This is a genomic window from Metabacillus rhizosphaerae, assembly GCF_037201795.1.
GTDB lineage: Bacteria > Bacillota > Bacilli > Bacillales > Bacillaceae > Metabacillus > Metabacillus rhizosphaerae.
In genome coordinates, this window is the sequence record NZ_CP147403.1 from 5461866 (window position 1) to 5476148 (window position 14283).

Annotated in this window: 14 protein-coding genes; 2 read left to right on the plus strand and 12 right to left on the minus strand. The window is 36.2% G+C overall.

The features are described 5' to 3' along the window. Window positions 1–142: 142 nt before the first annotated feature. The 4 genes from WCV66_RS25860 to WCV66_RS25875 form a co-directional block, all read right to left on the minus strand. On the minus strand, window positions 143–898 hold the full coding sequence (locus WCV66_RS25860) for a YjbA family protein (protein WP_338787413.1): 756 nt from the start codon (window positions 896–898) through the stop codon (window positions 143–145). A gap of 172 nt (window positions 899–1070) precedes the next feature. Then, window positions 1071–1850 carry a DUF2268 domain-containing protein gene (locus WCV66_RS25865; protein ID WP_338787414.1) on the minus strand — a complete coding sequence of 260 codons (780 nt, stop codon included), beginning with the start codon at window positions 1848–1850 and terminating at the stop codon, window positions 1071–1073. 117 nt (window positions 1851–1967) lie between these two features. Further along, on the minus strand, window positions 1968–3209 hold the full coding sequence (gene fabF, locus WCV66_RS25870) for a beta-ketoacyl-ACP synthase II (RefSeq protein ID WP_338787415.1): 1242 nt from the start codon (window positions 3207–3209) through the stop codon (window positions 1968–1970). A gap of 172 nt (window positions 3210–3381) precedes the next feature. Further along, window positions 3382–4314, minus strand: a complete 933-nt coding sequence (locus WCV66_RS25875; protein ID WP_066336359.1) for a beta-ketoacyl-ACP synthase III — start codon at window positions 4312–4314, stop codon at window positions 3382–3384. A gap of 215 nt (window positions 4315–4529) precedes the next feature. Here WCV66_RS25875 and WCV66_RS25880 point away from each other — a divergent pair, with 215 nt between their 5' ends. Continuing rightward, the gene (locus WCV66_RS25880; protein WP_083964713.1) at window positions 4530–4829 is read left to right on the plus strand and encodes a hypothetical protein; all 300 of its coding nucleotides are present in this window, start codon (window positions 4530–4532) and stop codon (window positions 4827–4829) included. A gap of 24 nt (window positions 4830–4853) precedes the next feature. Here the strand turns inward: WCV66_RS25880 and WCV66_RS25885 are convergent, their stop codons facing one another. The 4 genes from WCV66_RS25885 to WCV66_RS25900 form a co-directional block, all read right to left on the minus strand. Continuing rightward, the gene (locus WCV66_RS25885) at window positions 4854–5015 is read right to left on the minus strand and encodes a ComZ family protein (RefSeq protein WP_066337317.1); all 162 of its coding nucleotides are present in this window, start codon (window positions 5013–5015) and stop codon (window positions 4854–4856) included. 333 nt (window positions 5016–5348) lie between these two features. Next, window positions 5349–6302, minus strand: a complete 954-nt coding sequence (locus WCV66_RS25890; RefSeq protein ID WP_338787417.1) for a BMP family ABC transporter substrate-binding protein — start codon at window positions 6300–6302, stop codon at window positions 5349–5351. A gap of 88 nt (window positions 6303–6390) precedes the next feature. After that, window positions 6391–7188 carry a hypothetical protein gene (locus WCV66_RS25895; RefSeq protein ID WP_338787418.1) on the minus strand — a complete coding sequence of 266 codons (798 nt, stop codon included), beginning with the start codon at window positions 7186–7188 and terminating at the stop codon, window positions 6391–6393. 219 nt (window positions 7189–7407) lie between these two features. Beyond that, window positions 7408–8145: an alpha/beta fold hydrolase gene (locus tag WCV66_RS25900; protein ID WP_338787419.1), complete on the minus strand. Its 738-nt coding sequence runs from the start codon at window positions 8143–8145 to the stop codon at window positions 7408–7410. 250 nt (window positions 8146–8395) lie between these two features. On the opposite strand from WCV66_RS25900, the gene WCV66_RS25905 reads away from it, so the two are divergent. Next, entirely contained in the window at window positions 8396–8587 is a 192-nt protein-coding gene (locus WCV66_RS25905; protein WP_066336371.1) for a YjzD family protein, read from the plus strand. A 78-nt stretch (window positions 8588–8665) separates the two neighbouring features. Here WCV66_RS25905 and WCV66_RS25910 read toward each other — a convergent pair whose 3' ends face one another. From WCV66_RS25910 to WCV66_RS25925, 4 genes are all read right to left on the minus strand, one after another. After that, window positions 8666–8845 carry a YjzC family protein gene (locus WCV66_RS25910; RefSeq protein WP_066336374.1) on the minus strand — a complete coding sequence of 60 codons (180 nt, stop codon included), beginning with the start codon at window positions 8843–8845 and terminating at the stop codon, window positions 8666–8668. A gap of 295 nt (window positions 8846–9140) precedes the next feature. Then, on the minus strand, window positions 9141–10085 hold the full coding sequence (gene argF, locus WCV66_RS25915; protein ID WP_066336377.1) for an ornithine carbamoyltransferase: 945 nt from the start codon (window positions 10083–10085) through the stop codon (window positions 9141–9143). Further along, window positions 10082–13171: a carbamoyl phosphate synthase large subunit gene (locus tag WCV66_RS25920; RefSeq protein ID WP_338787420.1), complete on the minus strand. Its 3090-nt coding sequence runs from the start codon at window positions 13169–13171 to the stop codon at window positions 10082–10084. Before WCV66_RS25920 ends, argF begins: the two co-directional genes overlap by 4 nt. Then, window positions 13164–14234 (minus strand): carbamoyl phosphate synthase small subunit, encoded by a 1071-nt coding sequence (locus tag WCV66_RS25925; RefSeq protein ID WP_185654011.1) that lies wholly within the window; start codon window positions 14232–14234, stop codon window positions 13164–13166. Before WCV66_RS25925 ends, WCV66_RS25920 begins: the two co-directional genes overlap by 8 nt. Window positions 14235–14283 lie beyond the last annotated feature (49 nt).

Here is a 14283-nt window from a genome sequence, read left to right on the forward strand (position 1 = left end):
AAACTTTATCAACATGATTTCTCTTTCATAAGTCCTTCAACTAAATCCTACATTTTTCCCAAATTAAAAACGATGTGAGCTGAACATTAATCAACATTCAGCTCACATCGTCTTTTTTATATGGTTTCTTAGCTTGTCCACACTAGTTAACCTTTGATTCATGCTCCATATCCCAGAGCTTTTCAAAGAAGGGTTGTCCCTTAATTAGGCGTTCACATAGTTGAATATGCTTATGAGACCATCCATGCAATGTTTCTTCATATAGCTTTTGCCACACTTCATTAAATTCTCTTTCCTGAATATCACCATACATAGTAGGGTTCCATTCGGTATACCAATACTTAACCTCTGCTGCATTTTTCGTCCCTTGTAATTGATCAAGAGCCATAAATAAGAGCTGTTTTAATTGTCGTTCTTTTCTTGTTAAACCACGTACATACTCTGGTGCCAACGACAAAATATGATAGTCCTTTTCTTCTGATCCATCTTTAATGAATTCAGTCGAATATTCTTCAGGCTCAATATCCTTGACCATTTCAAATACAAGCTGCTCCTGACGTGGAATAATCCGACTTTTGCGAATTGGAATGGTATATCCAATTGTGTCTACTGCTAATATTCCAATTCCGTCTGTAACAATAAAGCAGTAATCTAGTTGAATTCTCTCATGGTTTTTTCTTATATAAGCCTTTTGAAAAATATCTTTTAATAGACCAGGTGGTAACTCCGATAAGTTATTTTCTATGTAGTCAAAAAGTAAGGAATTAACCTTTAAAAGGGGGACCTGATCAAGGAGTTCAACGCTATCATCCTTTCTCCATTCATGAAAATGACAGACGTTGTACCCGTTCTCTTCACCTTCAAACCAATTTACCCAAACATCATGAAGAAATAACATATTTTTACCCCTCACTTCAGTACCATTTGTCAAACAGTATAGGCAAAAAATAAATAATTTATTCCAATCAATGCAGATAATACATAGATTTATTTCACTTATTTTGTATTTTAACCTTGTCCTTAATTATCACTATGATGCATGGCATGAAGATATGATTAATAAAAAGAGATTATCGTTTTGAATGAGTTAAAAATACTTCAGCAGATGTACCTAATAGCTCTTTTGCATTTTTACCTGAATGTTTCATATAGTTTTTAACAAGATAATAGCCTACTGCATAGCCAAGCATAGTAGGGTATAAGCCTGTTCCAAACATAAGTTGTGTAAATTTGTGATTTTCTCTAGTTACATCTCGTTGTGGATTTATAATCCTTTCAAGAAATCGTTCACACTGATTATCTGAATAGAGATTTGTCCATGAAGATACATTGCGTTCCCCCATCTTTTCACGAACTGCATTTTCTGCTAGCCCCTCTAGAATCATCGTATCGATTATCGTGAACTTTGTTTCTTGCTTTTTTAAGGCTGCAAGACGACAAACATGATGATATTCATGAATGAATAATGACCTAATATCAATTTTTAATGTCTCCGATGATAAAAACAAAAACAACTTATCCTTAAAGGCTAAGCCCGATCTTCCTTTATATTCTGTTTCGATTTTCCGATTATTCTGATCACAAGGAAAAATGAAAATTGGAATATTCGGCCCATTCCATTCCATTTTCAGCTTTCTTTCTTCTCCTCTTACGAATGAAAAAACTTTTTCTTTTTCCTGGAAATCTATCCACTTATCATGTTGCTGTTTTCCTTTATACATCCCAAATGAATGTAAGTATTTTGCGATCTCACTTTCATTACTATCCGTAAAATAAGTGCTTAATTTTTTACAGATATCTATTTGATTTGGACTTTCCTTTAACCACTCAATTGTATTGATAACACTCATCGTAACACCCCTTCCTTTTTTATCGTATGTGAACTTTAGAAGGAGTGTTCTTTTTTATAGGCTCATCCTTTTAATATACGAAAAAGGACCTAACAAAGGTCAGGTCCCGGATTTTACTTATGCTTCATATTTTTTAAAGATAATCGTTGCGTTATGTCCACCAAAGCCTAATGAGTTACTTAAAGCTGCATTCACTTCTTGTTTTCTAGCCTCATTAGGAACATAATCTAGATCACATTCTGGATCAGGTGTTTGATAATTTATAGTTGGAGGAATAATTCCTTCTTTTATTGCTAAAATGCTAAAAATTGCTTCAACTCCACCGGCTGCACCTAATAGATGACCTGTCATCGATTTTGTTGAGCTAATCGCCAGTTTGTTGGCATGATCTCCAAATACTTCTTTTATTGCTAATGTTTCAAATTTATCATTGTAAGGAGTACTTGTTCCATGTGCATTGATATAATCAATATCTGTAAGGTTAAGTCCACTACCCTCAACAGCTTGCTTCATCGCTCTTGCACCACCCTCACCATTTGGGGCTGGAGCAGTGATATGATGAGCATCACCTGTTGCACCATATCCAACAATTTCAGCATAAATTTTTGCACCACGTGCTAGAGCATGATCTAATTCTTCGAGTACAATAATCCCAGCACCCTCTCCCATTACAAAACCATCACGATCCTGATCAAATGGTCTGCTAGCTGAGTTTGGATCAGGATTTGTCGATAATGCTTTATTTGCAGAAAACCCTGCAAAGGACATTTCTGTCAGCGGGGCTTCTGCTCCACCTGACACCATTACATCGGCTTCGCCTCTTTCAATGACACGAAAAGCATCGCCAATTGAATTCGTTCCTGTTGCACAGGCTGTAACAGTACATGAATTAAAACCTTTTGCACCTAATGCTATTGAGACCTGTCCAGTAGCCATATCAGGGATTAGCATTGGTACGAAAAACGGACTTACGCGTCGTGGTCCTTTTTCCAATAAAATTTTATACTGTTGTTCAAATGTCTCCATTCCACCAATACCAGAGCCAATCCAGACTCCAACACGAGGAGCATTTTCGTCCGTAATTTCTAACTCAGCATCCTTCACTGCCATTAATGATGCAGCTACAGCATACTGTGTGAAACGATCCATTTTTCTAGCATCTTTTTTGTCCATAAACTGCTCAACATCAAAATCTTTTAGTTCTGCTGCAACTTTAGCTGGATAATCATCTGGGTTTACACGTGTAATTGGTCCGACCCCTGATACACCGTTAATTGCATTTTCCCAAGTTGTTCGAACATCGTTACCTATTGGTGTTAATGCTCCTAAACCTGTTACAACAACTCGTTTCTTTTCCATAAAAATTGCACCTCACCTTTGAGATAGTTCTTTTAATATGTAAAGATAGACGAAGCAGTTCTCGTCATTCTTCATTTTCTTTTACCATAGCTGTCCTTCATTCCAAAATGAAATCAAAACAATTGTTTATTAGTATAAACATAAGTGAATCTTATTAATAAGTTATTTCTAATTAGCGACCCCAACGAATTGCTATCGCACCCCACGTTAATCCTCCGCCAAAACCAACCATAACAATTACATCGCCATCTTTGATTTTGCCTGCTTCTACTTCTTCTACTAACGAGATTGGGATTGAAGCAGCAGAAGTGTTTCCATATTTATGAACCGTTTTAGACATTTTTTCAACCGGAAGGTCTAATCGCTCCCTTGCTGCTTCCATAATACGAATGTTTGCTTGGTGTGGGATTAAGAAATCAACATCTTCTTTACTTAACCCAGCCTTTTCAAGAACATTTACACTTGATTCACCCATTTGTCTAACAGCAAACTTAAAGACTTCTCTACCATTCATGATGATGTACTCATCTTGATATAGGTGTTTACCACCTGTACCATCTGCTCCAAGTTCAAAGGATAAAATCCCTTTCCCATCGCTAACAGGGCCGATGATTGCTGCTCCTGCACCATCACCAAATAATACAGCAGTGTTACGATCGTTCCAATCTGTAATTTTTGATAGTTTTTCAACACCTACTACTAAAACATGCTTATATGCACCTGTTTCAATAAACTGCTTAGCAGTAATCATTCCGTACATGAATCCGGCACAAGCAGCACTAATATCCATTGCCGCTGCTTTTTTCGCTCCTAATTTTTCTTGAAGCATACAAGCAACAGATGGAAATGGTTGGTCTGGTGTGACTGTTGCAACTAGAATTAAATCCAAGTCCTCAGCAGCAATTCCTGCATCCTCAAGAGCTTTCTCAGCAGCTAAAATGCCCATTTGTGATGTATCCATTGAATCATCTGCAATACGACGTTCTTCTATTCCTGTTCTCGTACGAATCCATTCATCAGATGTATCCATTACTTTTTCTAAATCTGCGTTTGTAACAATCTTTTCAGGTGTGTATCGACCGATACCAATAATTCCTGCATTCATATTTGCAACCCCTTTAAAAAAGTTAGGTATTTTATTCAAAAATTATCTTGTAGTAAACCTACTACATAAAGTTTATATCAATTATTATGACTTGGTACTAATTTTATCTTATCCAGTTTTTTTTTTCAATATTAATGTTTTAGTATAACCGACTAGAACGAGAATCTTATGTGTACATAAACTAATAGTAATAAAATGTCCATGGGGGTGACATCGTGGAGAATAAAGGACAGTTTGAGAAAAAGGAAGAACATGTAAATAACGAAAAAGATGTAAACTCACCACATATTGACCGTTTTAGTGAGTTTATGTTTGGAGCTAAAGCTTCATCAAGAGAAAAGAAAGAAAACAACCATCAACAAGGGGATTCCGTCCATGATGAAAATAAAACAGCTGAAGTGAATTATTTTACACTTATGGAACAAATCGATGATATTATGAGTTCACTTGAAAATTTAAAACCAATGTTAAAGCAATTCTCTCCAATTATGGACTATATTAAGAAGAAAATATAAAAGCTGCCAAATGGCAGCTGCTTTTTATTGCGCGTCTTTCTTCCCTAATTCATAAGCCTCTCCCATAACCTTTGTGAAAAGCTCCATCATTGGTTGAATAGTTTCCATCGATAATTCAATACCTGAACTTTCTAGCTTTTGTTTAGCCTCTGGTAAATACTTCATTGCAATTTGCATAAATTCCATTGTTTTAGGATGTTGTTCCAATTTATTCACTCCATTTGTTTTTATAATTTCTCTCTCTTAATTTGGTTGTTGATTTACGCTTTGGCGTTCGCTTTCCGCGGGCGGTCCGGGAGCCTCCTCGGTGCTTGCTTTGCACCTGCATGAGTCTCCTTTTGACCCGCACGCAATCCGCAGGAGGCTCACGTATCTGCTCCAATCAACAAAGTGCCAAAATTAACAGTGAGTTTTTAACACAGCCTTAATTTATATAAAAGGAAAGAGGACGGAAGCCTCTTTACCATGTTAATAAGAAAGGGTAGTTGTTATCAGTTTGCAATAATAGATATACCCTGTTTATAATTGATTTGGCAGTAGTCCAGTTTTTTTATATTCTTCGATTTGGTCTTTAAGCGATGCTTGAAATTCTTTGTCTACAAGAGGACTAAACTTCCCTAGAGAAATCACGCCGTCCTGAAAATCAAAAAATAATTCTCCACTTTCAAGCTCACCTTTATTAAAGGAATTTGCTACAACCTCATATAAGACATCAACATGTTGAACGGTACTTGTTAACACCGTACCTTTTCCTAAATCAGATTGGTCGGATACAAAACCAATTGCGTACAAGCCTTCCTCTTTTAGTCTTTCAATGACTGAAACATTATATCCATCTCCAGCTACATACACGATGTCAACACCATTTTTGATCATTTCATTAAGAAGTGGAATAGCAATCGATGTATCATTCCAGTCTTGCACATATTGAATTTCTACATGGACATTTTCATTTTGATAATAGGCTCCTTCAAAAAAGCCATCTACCTCAGGTTGCCACTCAAAGGCCGCTAAAACACCAACTTTATCAGACTTTGACATTTCTCCTGCAACCATACCACCAAAAAACCCCATTGCATTTGACTTAAAATTTAAGCTTGTAACATTTTTTCCGTCAGCTTTCCCATTAAATAGCACGAAATGGATGTCAGGATATTCACTACTGATCGTATTAAAAAAGTTAGCATATTCACTTCCATGACCGAAGACAAGATTCACATCATTTTGCTTAAATTCATCAATTGCAGCACGAATTTCGCTCTCATTATTCACTCCTTCTTTATAAAATACATCAACCTTTAGCTCAGATTGAATTTTAAGAAGGCCCATATAGCCCTTCGTTCCCCAAACTTGATCATCAATGGTTTCAGGTACAAGCAGACCTACCTTTTGAAGTTTCCCTTGTGCTGTAGGTTGTCCACAACCGAAAAGCGAAAAAAGTAAAATAAGGACAAGACCGAGCTTTTTGTACATGGGCAACCCTCCTTTTCATTATGTACCTATTATACTTATCCTTTTTATTTTAGCCTTTCCTTATTTAATTGTACAAGTAATAACTGCTTTACGACTTAAGAATCTCACTATACTTTTCAATAAATTCCTTCTGTGCTTTTAACCCTTTTTCAATACTTGTAGGTTTTTTGATCAAGTACTTTTCGGATCTACAATCATTAAAACATTCCGGATTCACCTTTAATTTTATTAAAAAGGCTGACTTTTGGTTTTGCTTTAAATCATTATGTATAGAATAAGTTTTACCTTGTTGAAAGTTCGTCAACAAGTCAAAAATAGCATTAACTGCATCTTGAATAAATAGGATAGGCTCGTCTATAATCAGAATTTCATTTTCTTTATTATCTTTGACTAAAAATTGGTGGATTTTTTCTGTTGGAGGTTGAAATGGACCAAACAATATTGGAAGGTGAACCAACATTCTTTTTTCTTTATTTTCGGAAAGATATTGTTCACAAAAAGATACATGCTTATTTCGCAAGTCTTTGTCTACCCTTTTCATTGTTGATATAAAGACATGTGGAACATGTAATTCATTTGAAACTTCTACCGATTGATGCAAAAGTTTACGATCTTGGTCTATCAAAGTGGTTTCTTCACTATCATCACAACAATGTATGATCATATCTACCGAGTTCTCATAATCTGATCTTTCATAGGTTTCTGTTGTTTGAAACAATGCATTTCTCCCAACCATCATCAATCGTTCATCTATTAACCGCTTTTTAATTAAGTCACTCGATTCTAACAGTACACCTTTCACCTCAATACCTTCATTAACGATCCGTTCACATAGGGCAAAACCAATAAATGTGTGTGCTCCAAAGATAATTACTCTTTTTAACATGCTTTTCCTCCTCATAGACAGATATTCTATCGTATGCATGTCGGTTTGAATTTAGTATTTAGTGAAATAATACAGGATTGAACACGCTGCAATCAACCACACCGCACTACTTGTAAATAGCAACAAAGTTTGGCGAGTCAGCAAAAAAAAACACCAAAAATTGAAGGAAACTCCCCTTGCCTTTTTGGTGTTTTTATCTGTACGAAATACCGTTTCATGTTACAAAACCTTCTCATTCTCTTTATAGAATTTAATAATAGATTGGTTCGTTCGGTAAGGGTTATCTCCGAGATGATAAATAAGTTGAATTGGACTGCCCATACTTTTTCTAATTTCTTCATATTTTTTGCTATGATCTTGCGGTGGGTATGTGTTAAAATTCATTCTTTGCCAAATCCTAACTGGCTTTTGAGAGGTTATATTATGCATTGAAGGTAGATTTAATGATGATTTTATCATTTTCCCATCAACACCATAGGCTATCGATATTTCTTTTATTAAACGCTTATAAAAGAACTTATGCTCTTTTTCCTTTTCAAGATGGGCTTGGAGGTCAAGGCAAGGATTCATCATTGCCACAGAGCGGATCTTATCAGGTATGGTCTCCATTAATTGTAATGCTGTTAATCCACCCATTCCTTCCGATAACAAATGAACCCGTTCATTTAAAATTTCTTTTTTCATTATCATGTGATAAAGCTGCTTTGCCATTGTTACTGCTCGAGGACTCCCCCAGTTACTACCATATAAATTTGAATGAAACAGTGTGTATCCTTGATTCATTAATTCAGCTATAAGTTGATTTCGTCCATAATGCTGATGCCAAAAGCTTGAGGATTCATCGACAAAATCTGATCGATCTCCTAATATTAAAATTCCAAACCCATTCGGTTTTGTCGGTAAATGGACGACATTCCATTCCGTTTCAAGCTGAAAAAAGCGCTCCGTAATCATCACTTGCCCACCACCTTTCTCTTTTTAGACTTTTAAATAAGGAAAAGAGGTTGTGAAAATATCATATTCCTTTCCCGTTTATATAATGTATGTATACTATGTTAAAAAGAATGGGACTCTATCACAGATCTCGAAAATATAGACCTTTGTCATGTATGGAAAGTTTATGAACAATTCAAAAAGATACTTTTAAAAATGAATTAATATGTGATAATATATAGTGAGATATTGTCTGGAAATAGAGGTGAATGCAGTGCGTTTCTTTTGGACATTTTTTTGGGGCTTTTTATTAATCCACATGGCATCATATGTTGTTAATTCTATGACTGGTGGTCATTACGACTTTATGGCTGCAACTATTTTATCTGTCGTTGCAATCGTTGTCATCTTTATTATCGCTGAAGTTATCCCTAACGAACCAGTAGCGAAGCATGATCATCATTAATAAGTGATTTTCGACTAAAATTCAAAAAACCCTACTTAAAAGTAGGGTTTTTTGAATTTTTTTTGTATTTAGGTAGGTTTATGGTTTTCTTTTATATGTCCATTGGCGATTATCGTTAGCTGTTTCAGGGAAACGATCTCCTGCCTTTAATCTAATTTGACCAGGATTTTTTACATTATCGCCAGTTTCACCTATTTCTACATAAATTCCATTATTAGGTGCTTTTTGACCTGATCTAAAACGATGCTGTTGGCCCATCCGTATCCCCCCTCTCTTACTTGCTTAGTATCTCCAGACAGGCTATTTTCATGAGTTCATACATAGTTATTTACACAGTCACTTTTTTTGTATTTAATGGTAATTAGAAAAGCGCAAGCGGCTTGATCAGACCCGACAGGCATAGGATGCAAATGAATAGAAGACGTTCTTTGTCTTCAATTCATTTGTGGCTGTAGACCCAAGAGGGGCTAGGCGCTGGAGCTAGACACCAAAACTTACTAAGCAAAGTTAGTACAAAAAAACCTGACACCATTTTGTGCCAGGTCGTAAATTATTATGCAAGTAGTTCCTTCAGCAAAGCTTTTTGAACATGTAGACGATTTTCTGCTTGTTCAAATACTGCTGAATGTTCTCCATCTATAATCGATGCTGTTACTTCCTCTTCACGGTGTGCTGGTAAGCAATGAAGGAAATGGTAATCTTCCTTCGCATGCTTGACTAACTGATCATTTACTTGGAAGTCTTTAAAAGCAACTAAACGTTTTTGTTGTTCACTTTCTTGCCCCATGCTAGCCCAAACATCTGTATAAATAATATCAGCATCTTTAACCGCTTCAATTGGGTCATGCGTAATCGTAATAGTTGCTCCAGTTTCTGCCGCTAGTTTTTGTGCTTCTTCTACAACAGATTGGTTTGGTTCATAGCCCTTAGGACATCCTAATGAAAAGTCCATTCCAACCTTTGCAGCAGCGATCATTAGTGAATGTGCTACATTGTTCCCATCACCTAAATAAGCTGTTTTTACGCCAACGAACTTTTCTTTTAAGCGATAAATTGTTTTTAAATCAGCAAGTGCTTGGCATGGGTGGAATAGATCGGTTAATCCGTTGATAACAGGAATACTTGCATGCTTAGCAAGTTCTTCTATTTTATCATGACCAAAGGTACGAATCATAATCCCATCAACATATCCAGACAATACCTTTGCTGTGTCAGATACAGGCTCGCCTCTACCTAATTGGAGATCCTGACTACTCAAGAATAGTGCATGGCCTCCTAATTGAAGCATACCTGTTTCAAAGGAAACACGAGTTCTAGTTGACGATTTTTCAAAAATCATTGCTAATGTTTTGCCCTTTAATACGGGCTGAAGTGGGTTCTCCTCTAATTTAAATGCTTCGTCAATTAGGTTCAGAATTTCTTCCTTACTATAATCAAGGAGTGTTAAAAAGTCTCTTTTTTCTACTGTTTTTTTCTCTTTTAATTTTACATTACTCATTGCTTAACCACTTCCTTCTTTGTAAGCTGTTGTATTGATAGTACAGTATCGTCACTAGTTGCGATCGCTTGTAAACATGCGTAGTAAGTCGCAAGGTTTGTAAATAGAATCATCCCTTTTTCCAATGCTAATTGACGATCTAATTTCGCCTCATCACTGTCAATTAGTGAAACAAAGATTCCTTTATTTCCTTCAATCCAAGAAGAATACCCACTGGTGTTTACTTGAAGACCCGCTTGCTTTGTTGCTTCAATCGCTTCATCATTCTCTATATCAAAATAAACACTTGTTATATCTTGTAAGTCTTTATAAAAAATCTTACGATACACACTTTGAAGATTTTGTCCTACACACATACCTTCACCTGTTGCCTTCATCTCCGGCCCTAGTGTAATATCGACATCATGTAGAGCATGGCTAGAAAATACAGGGTATTTAACTGCAACCCAGTCGCTTATTTCAGCTGGCTTTATCGTAAGTTCACTTAATGCTTTTCCACATAATAAATAAGTGGCGTGCTTAATAATTGGAATACCCGTTACTTTACTTATAATCGGCGCTGTTCTGCTTGCACGTGGATTTACTTCAAGTATATAGATTTGATTTCCGTTTACTAAAAATTGAATATTCATTATCCCACGGTAATTAAGCTTTTTCACTAATGCATTCGCATATTCTGCTATTACCTGTTTATTGTTGTCAGTTAAGCTTTGAGATGGGAGAATCGCTAGACTATCCCCTGAGTGAACACCTGCTGGCTCTACATGTTCAATATGGGTTGGAATAAAAGCTTCCTTACCATCTGAAATGAGATCAATCTCCCCTTCAAGACCTTGAACGAATTGATCAATAAGTACAGGATATATCATATTTACACTTTCAGATAGTAATTGAGTTAATGTTTCTTCATTATGAACAACTACCATTCCTTTTCCACCAATTACATATGAAGGACGTAAAAGAACTGGATAACCTATTTCATTTGCGCCTTTTACTGCTTCATCTGCATTGTTTGCTGTTAACCCAACAGCATGTGGAATTGAAAGCTCATCTAATAATTGATAAAACTTATCGCGATCTTCTAACCAATCAAGAGTGTCAGTATCCGTTCCTAACAATGTCACACCGGCTGCTTCTAATTGTTCAGCGAGATTAATCGCTGTTTGACCACCGTACTGAACGATGACAGAATCAATTTTTTCTGACTCAACAATATTTAGGACATGCTCAAGAGTAATTGGTTCAAAATAAAGACGATCCGCTGTTTCAAAATCAGTACTAACTGTTTCTGGATTATTGTTAATCATGATTGCTTCATAGCCTAATTGCTTCAAGGCTTTAATTCCATGAACAGCACTATAATCAAATTCAATTCCTTGGCCGATACGAATTGGTCCAGAACCTATAATTAATATCTTTTTCTTATTTGATAATGTAGGCTGTTCATTTTCACCGAAATATGTTGAATAAAAATAATTTGTGCGTGCTTCAAACTCTGCTGCACATGTATCAACATATTTATAAGCAGCCTTTACCCCTACTTCCAGGCGAAGTTTTCTTACATCTGCCTCAGGTGCATGAAGTAACGATGCGATTGTCCTGTCTGAGAAACCCTTCTCCTTTACACTAGCAAGTAATTCACCATTTAGAGTTGAAATTGTTTGTTGTTTCAATTGTTGCTCAAGAGAAACAATCTGTTTAAAGCTTGAGAGAAAATACAGATCCATTTCTGTCAGTTGATGTATTTCTTCAATCGGCATTCCTCTTCTAATTAGCTCCATTACAGCAAAGAAACGACGGTCATCTGTTTTATTCATTAACTCGACAATTGCATTTGTTGATAATTCCGCGAGCTCTGGCAAATGCGTTCCGATATTGTCTAATTCAAGTGAATCACAAGCCTTTTGGATGGCTGCTTCAAGATTCCGTTCAATTGCCATGACTTCACCAGTTGCCTTCATTTTCGTCCCAAGCTTGCGATCTGCTTTATTGAATTTATCAAATGGCCATCTTGGAAACTTTACAACTACATAATCAAGTGCTGGTTCAAAGCTGGCATACGTACTCATTGTTAATGGATTTTTTAATTCCTCTAATGTATAACCAACTGCAAGCTTTGCTGCGATTTTTGCAATTGGATAACCTGTTGCCTTTGATGCTAGAGCAGATGATCTGCTAACCCGTGGATTTACTTCAATGACATAATATTGCTTGCTTTTTGGATCTAATGCTAATTGTATGTTACACCCACCGACAACCCCAAGCGCAGAAACGATCTTTACTGCAGCACTTCTAAGCATATGGTAATCCTGATCTGTCAGAGTTTGCGATGGAGCTACAACAATTGAGTCACCAGTATGAACACCAACTGGATCAATGTTTTCCATATTACATACAGAAATACATGTACCATTTTGATCACGAATCATCTCATATTCAACTTCTTTAAAGCCTGCAATACTTTTTTCTATTAAACATTGGGTAATCGGACTAGCTTGTAATCCGCTTTTTACTAGCTTTTTAAATTCTTCCTCATCATTTGCAATTCCTCCACCTTTACCACCTAGTGTATAAGCAGGACGAATGATAATTGGGAAGCCAATTTTATTCGAAAATACAAAGGCTTCTTCTAGAGTTGTTACAATTGAGCTTTCAGGAATTGGTTCATTTAAATCGTACATTAATTGACGAAACTCGTTGCGATCTTCCCCTTTTCGGATCGATTCAATTGATGTACCAAGTAACTGAACACCATATTTTTCTAAAACTCCTGCTTCATGAAGTTCCATAGCTAGATTTAGTCCTGTTTGACCACCTAATGAAGCGAGTAGTCCATCAGGTCTTTCTTTTGCTATAATTTTTGTTACACTTTCTATCGTTAACGGTTCAAAGTACAGGACGTCTGAAAATTCTTCATCTGTCATAATTGTTGCTGGATTGTTGTTCACTAACACAACGGTGTAGCCCTCTTCCTTCAAGGCTAAACATCCTTGTGTTCCAGCATAATCAAATTCTGCTGCCTGACCAATTATGATAGGGCCAGAACCGATGACAACTATTTTTTTAATTGATTGGTTTTTAGACATAAAGAATATCTCCTTTTGTAGCAGCGACTAAATCTAAAAATTCATCAAAAATCCATTCACTATCTGAAGGTCCTGGATGTGCCTCTGGATGAAATTGTGCTGTTATAATTGGTAATGTTGAATGTGCTAGACCTTCTATTGAGTCATCATTAATATGATAAAACCGAGTTTTCAAATCCGTTGCTTTTAAACTATCCCCGATTACAACATAACTATGGTTTTGCGAAGTCATAAATACTTTATCTGTTTTCAAATCATAAACAGGCTGATTTGCCCCTCTATGCCCAAACAAAAGTTTTTTCGTTTTTGCACCAAAGGATAAGGCGATCAACTGATGTCCTAGGCAAATACCTAGTGTTGGATAGGTGGAAACAATTTCTTTTATTTGGGAAAAGTAGCTTGATAACTGCTCTGGATCCCCTGGACCATTTGATAGTAGAACACCATCGGGTTTTAACTCTGCAACTTTATCCATCATCTTCAATGGAACAGTTGTAACTTTGCATCCACGATTAACTAAAGCTGTTAAAATTGATTTCTTATAGCCAAAATCGATTAAAGCAATATGCTTCTCACCCTCGCCATAAGATTCCAGCTTAGATGAGGTAACTTCAAAAACTCCATCCTCATAAATTGCACATGGCTTAGCTTCCTGATTAAGAGTTGGTGAAATGGTTGCCGCCATAGAGCCATGGCTACGAATTTTTTTTACAACTGCACGTGTATCAATATGATGTATAATCGGAATGTTCCATTTTTGCAAATATTCCTTAAAGCTATATTGTGCTTCATAATGTGAATAGGCGGATGTACATTCATAGATCACCACTGCTTTTACTTGTGGCTGCTTACTCTCGTCATCTGTAATATTGATACCGTAATTCCCAATAAGAGGATACGTAAAAACCACAATTTGATTCTTATATGAAGGATCTGTTAACACTTCCTGGTACCCTGTCATTCCTGTAAAAAATACAATTTCTCCGTTGATGTCTTGTGTTGATCCATGTTCAAGTTCTCCTGTATATACCGAACCATCCTCTAAATGGAGATATCCTTTCATCTGTTCGCACCTCGTTTGCTAAAGTGATACTTCTAAAAGTAGGTCTATA

Coding starts and splice junctions, on each gene's coding strand:
- WCV66_RS25865 (WP_338787414.1), bottom strand. CDS start 1,850: ATGAGTGTTATCAATACAATTGAGTGGTTAAAGGAAAGTCCAAATCAA.
- WCV66_RS25910 (WP_066336374.1), bottom strand. CDS start 8,845: ATGGGCCAACAGCATCGTTTTAGATCAGGTCAAAAAGCACCTAATAAT.
- WCV66_RS25920 (WP_338787420.1), bottom strand. CDS start 13,171: ATGTCTAAAAACCAATCAATTAAAAAAATAGTTGTCATCGGTTCTGGC.
- WCV66_RS25885 (WP_066337317.1), bottom strand. CDS start 5,015: ATGGAATTTATGCAAATTGCAATGAAGTATTTACCAGAGGCTAAACAA.
- WCV66_RS25875 (WP_066336359.1), bottom strand. CDS start 4,314: ATGAATGCAGGAATTATTGGTATCGGTCGATACACACCTGAAAAGATT.
- WCV66_RS25890 (WP_338787417.1), bottom strand. CDS start 6,302: ATGTACAAAAAGCTCGGTCTTGTCCTTATTTTACTTTTTTCGCTTTTC.
- fabF (WP_338787415.1), bottom strand. CDS start 3,209: ATGGAAAAGAAACGAGTTGTTGTAACAGGTTTAGGAGCATTAACACCA.
- WCV66_RS25895 (WP_338787418.1), bottom strand. CDS start 7,188: ATGTTAAAAAGAGTAATTATCTTTGGAGCACACACATTTATTGGTTTT.
- WCV66_RS25860 (WP_338787413.1), bottom strand. CDS start 898: ATGTTATTTCTTCATGATGTTTGGGTAAATTGGTTTGAAGGTGAAGAG.
- argF (WP_066336377.1), bottom strand. CDS start 10,085: ATGAGTAATGTAAAATTAAAAGAGAAAAAAACAGTAGAAAAAAGAGAC.
- WCV66_RS25925 (WP_185654011.1), bottom strand. CDS start 14,234: ATGAAAGGATATCTCCATTTAGAGGATGGTTCGGTATATACAGGAGAA.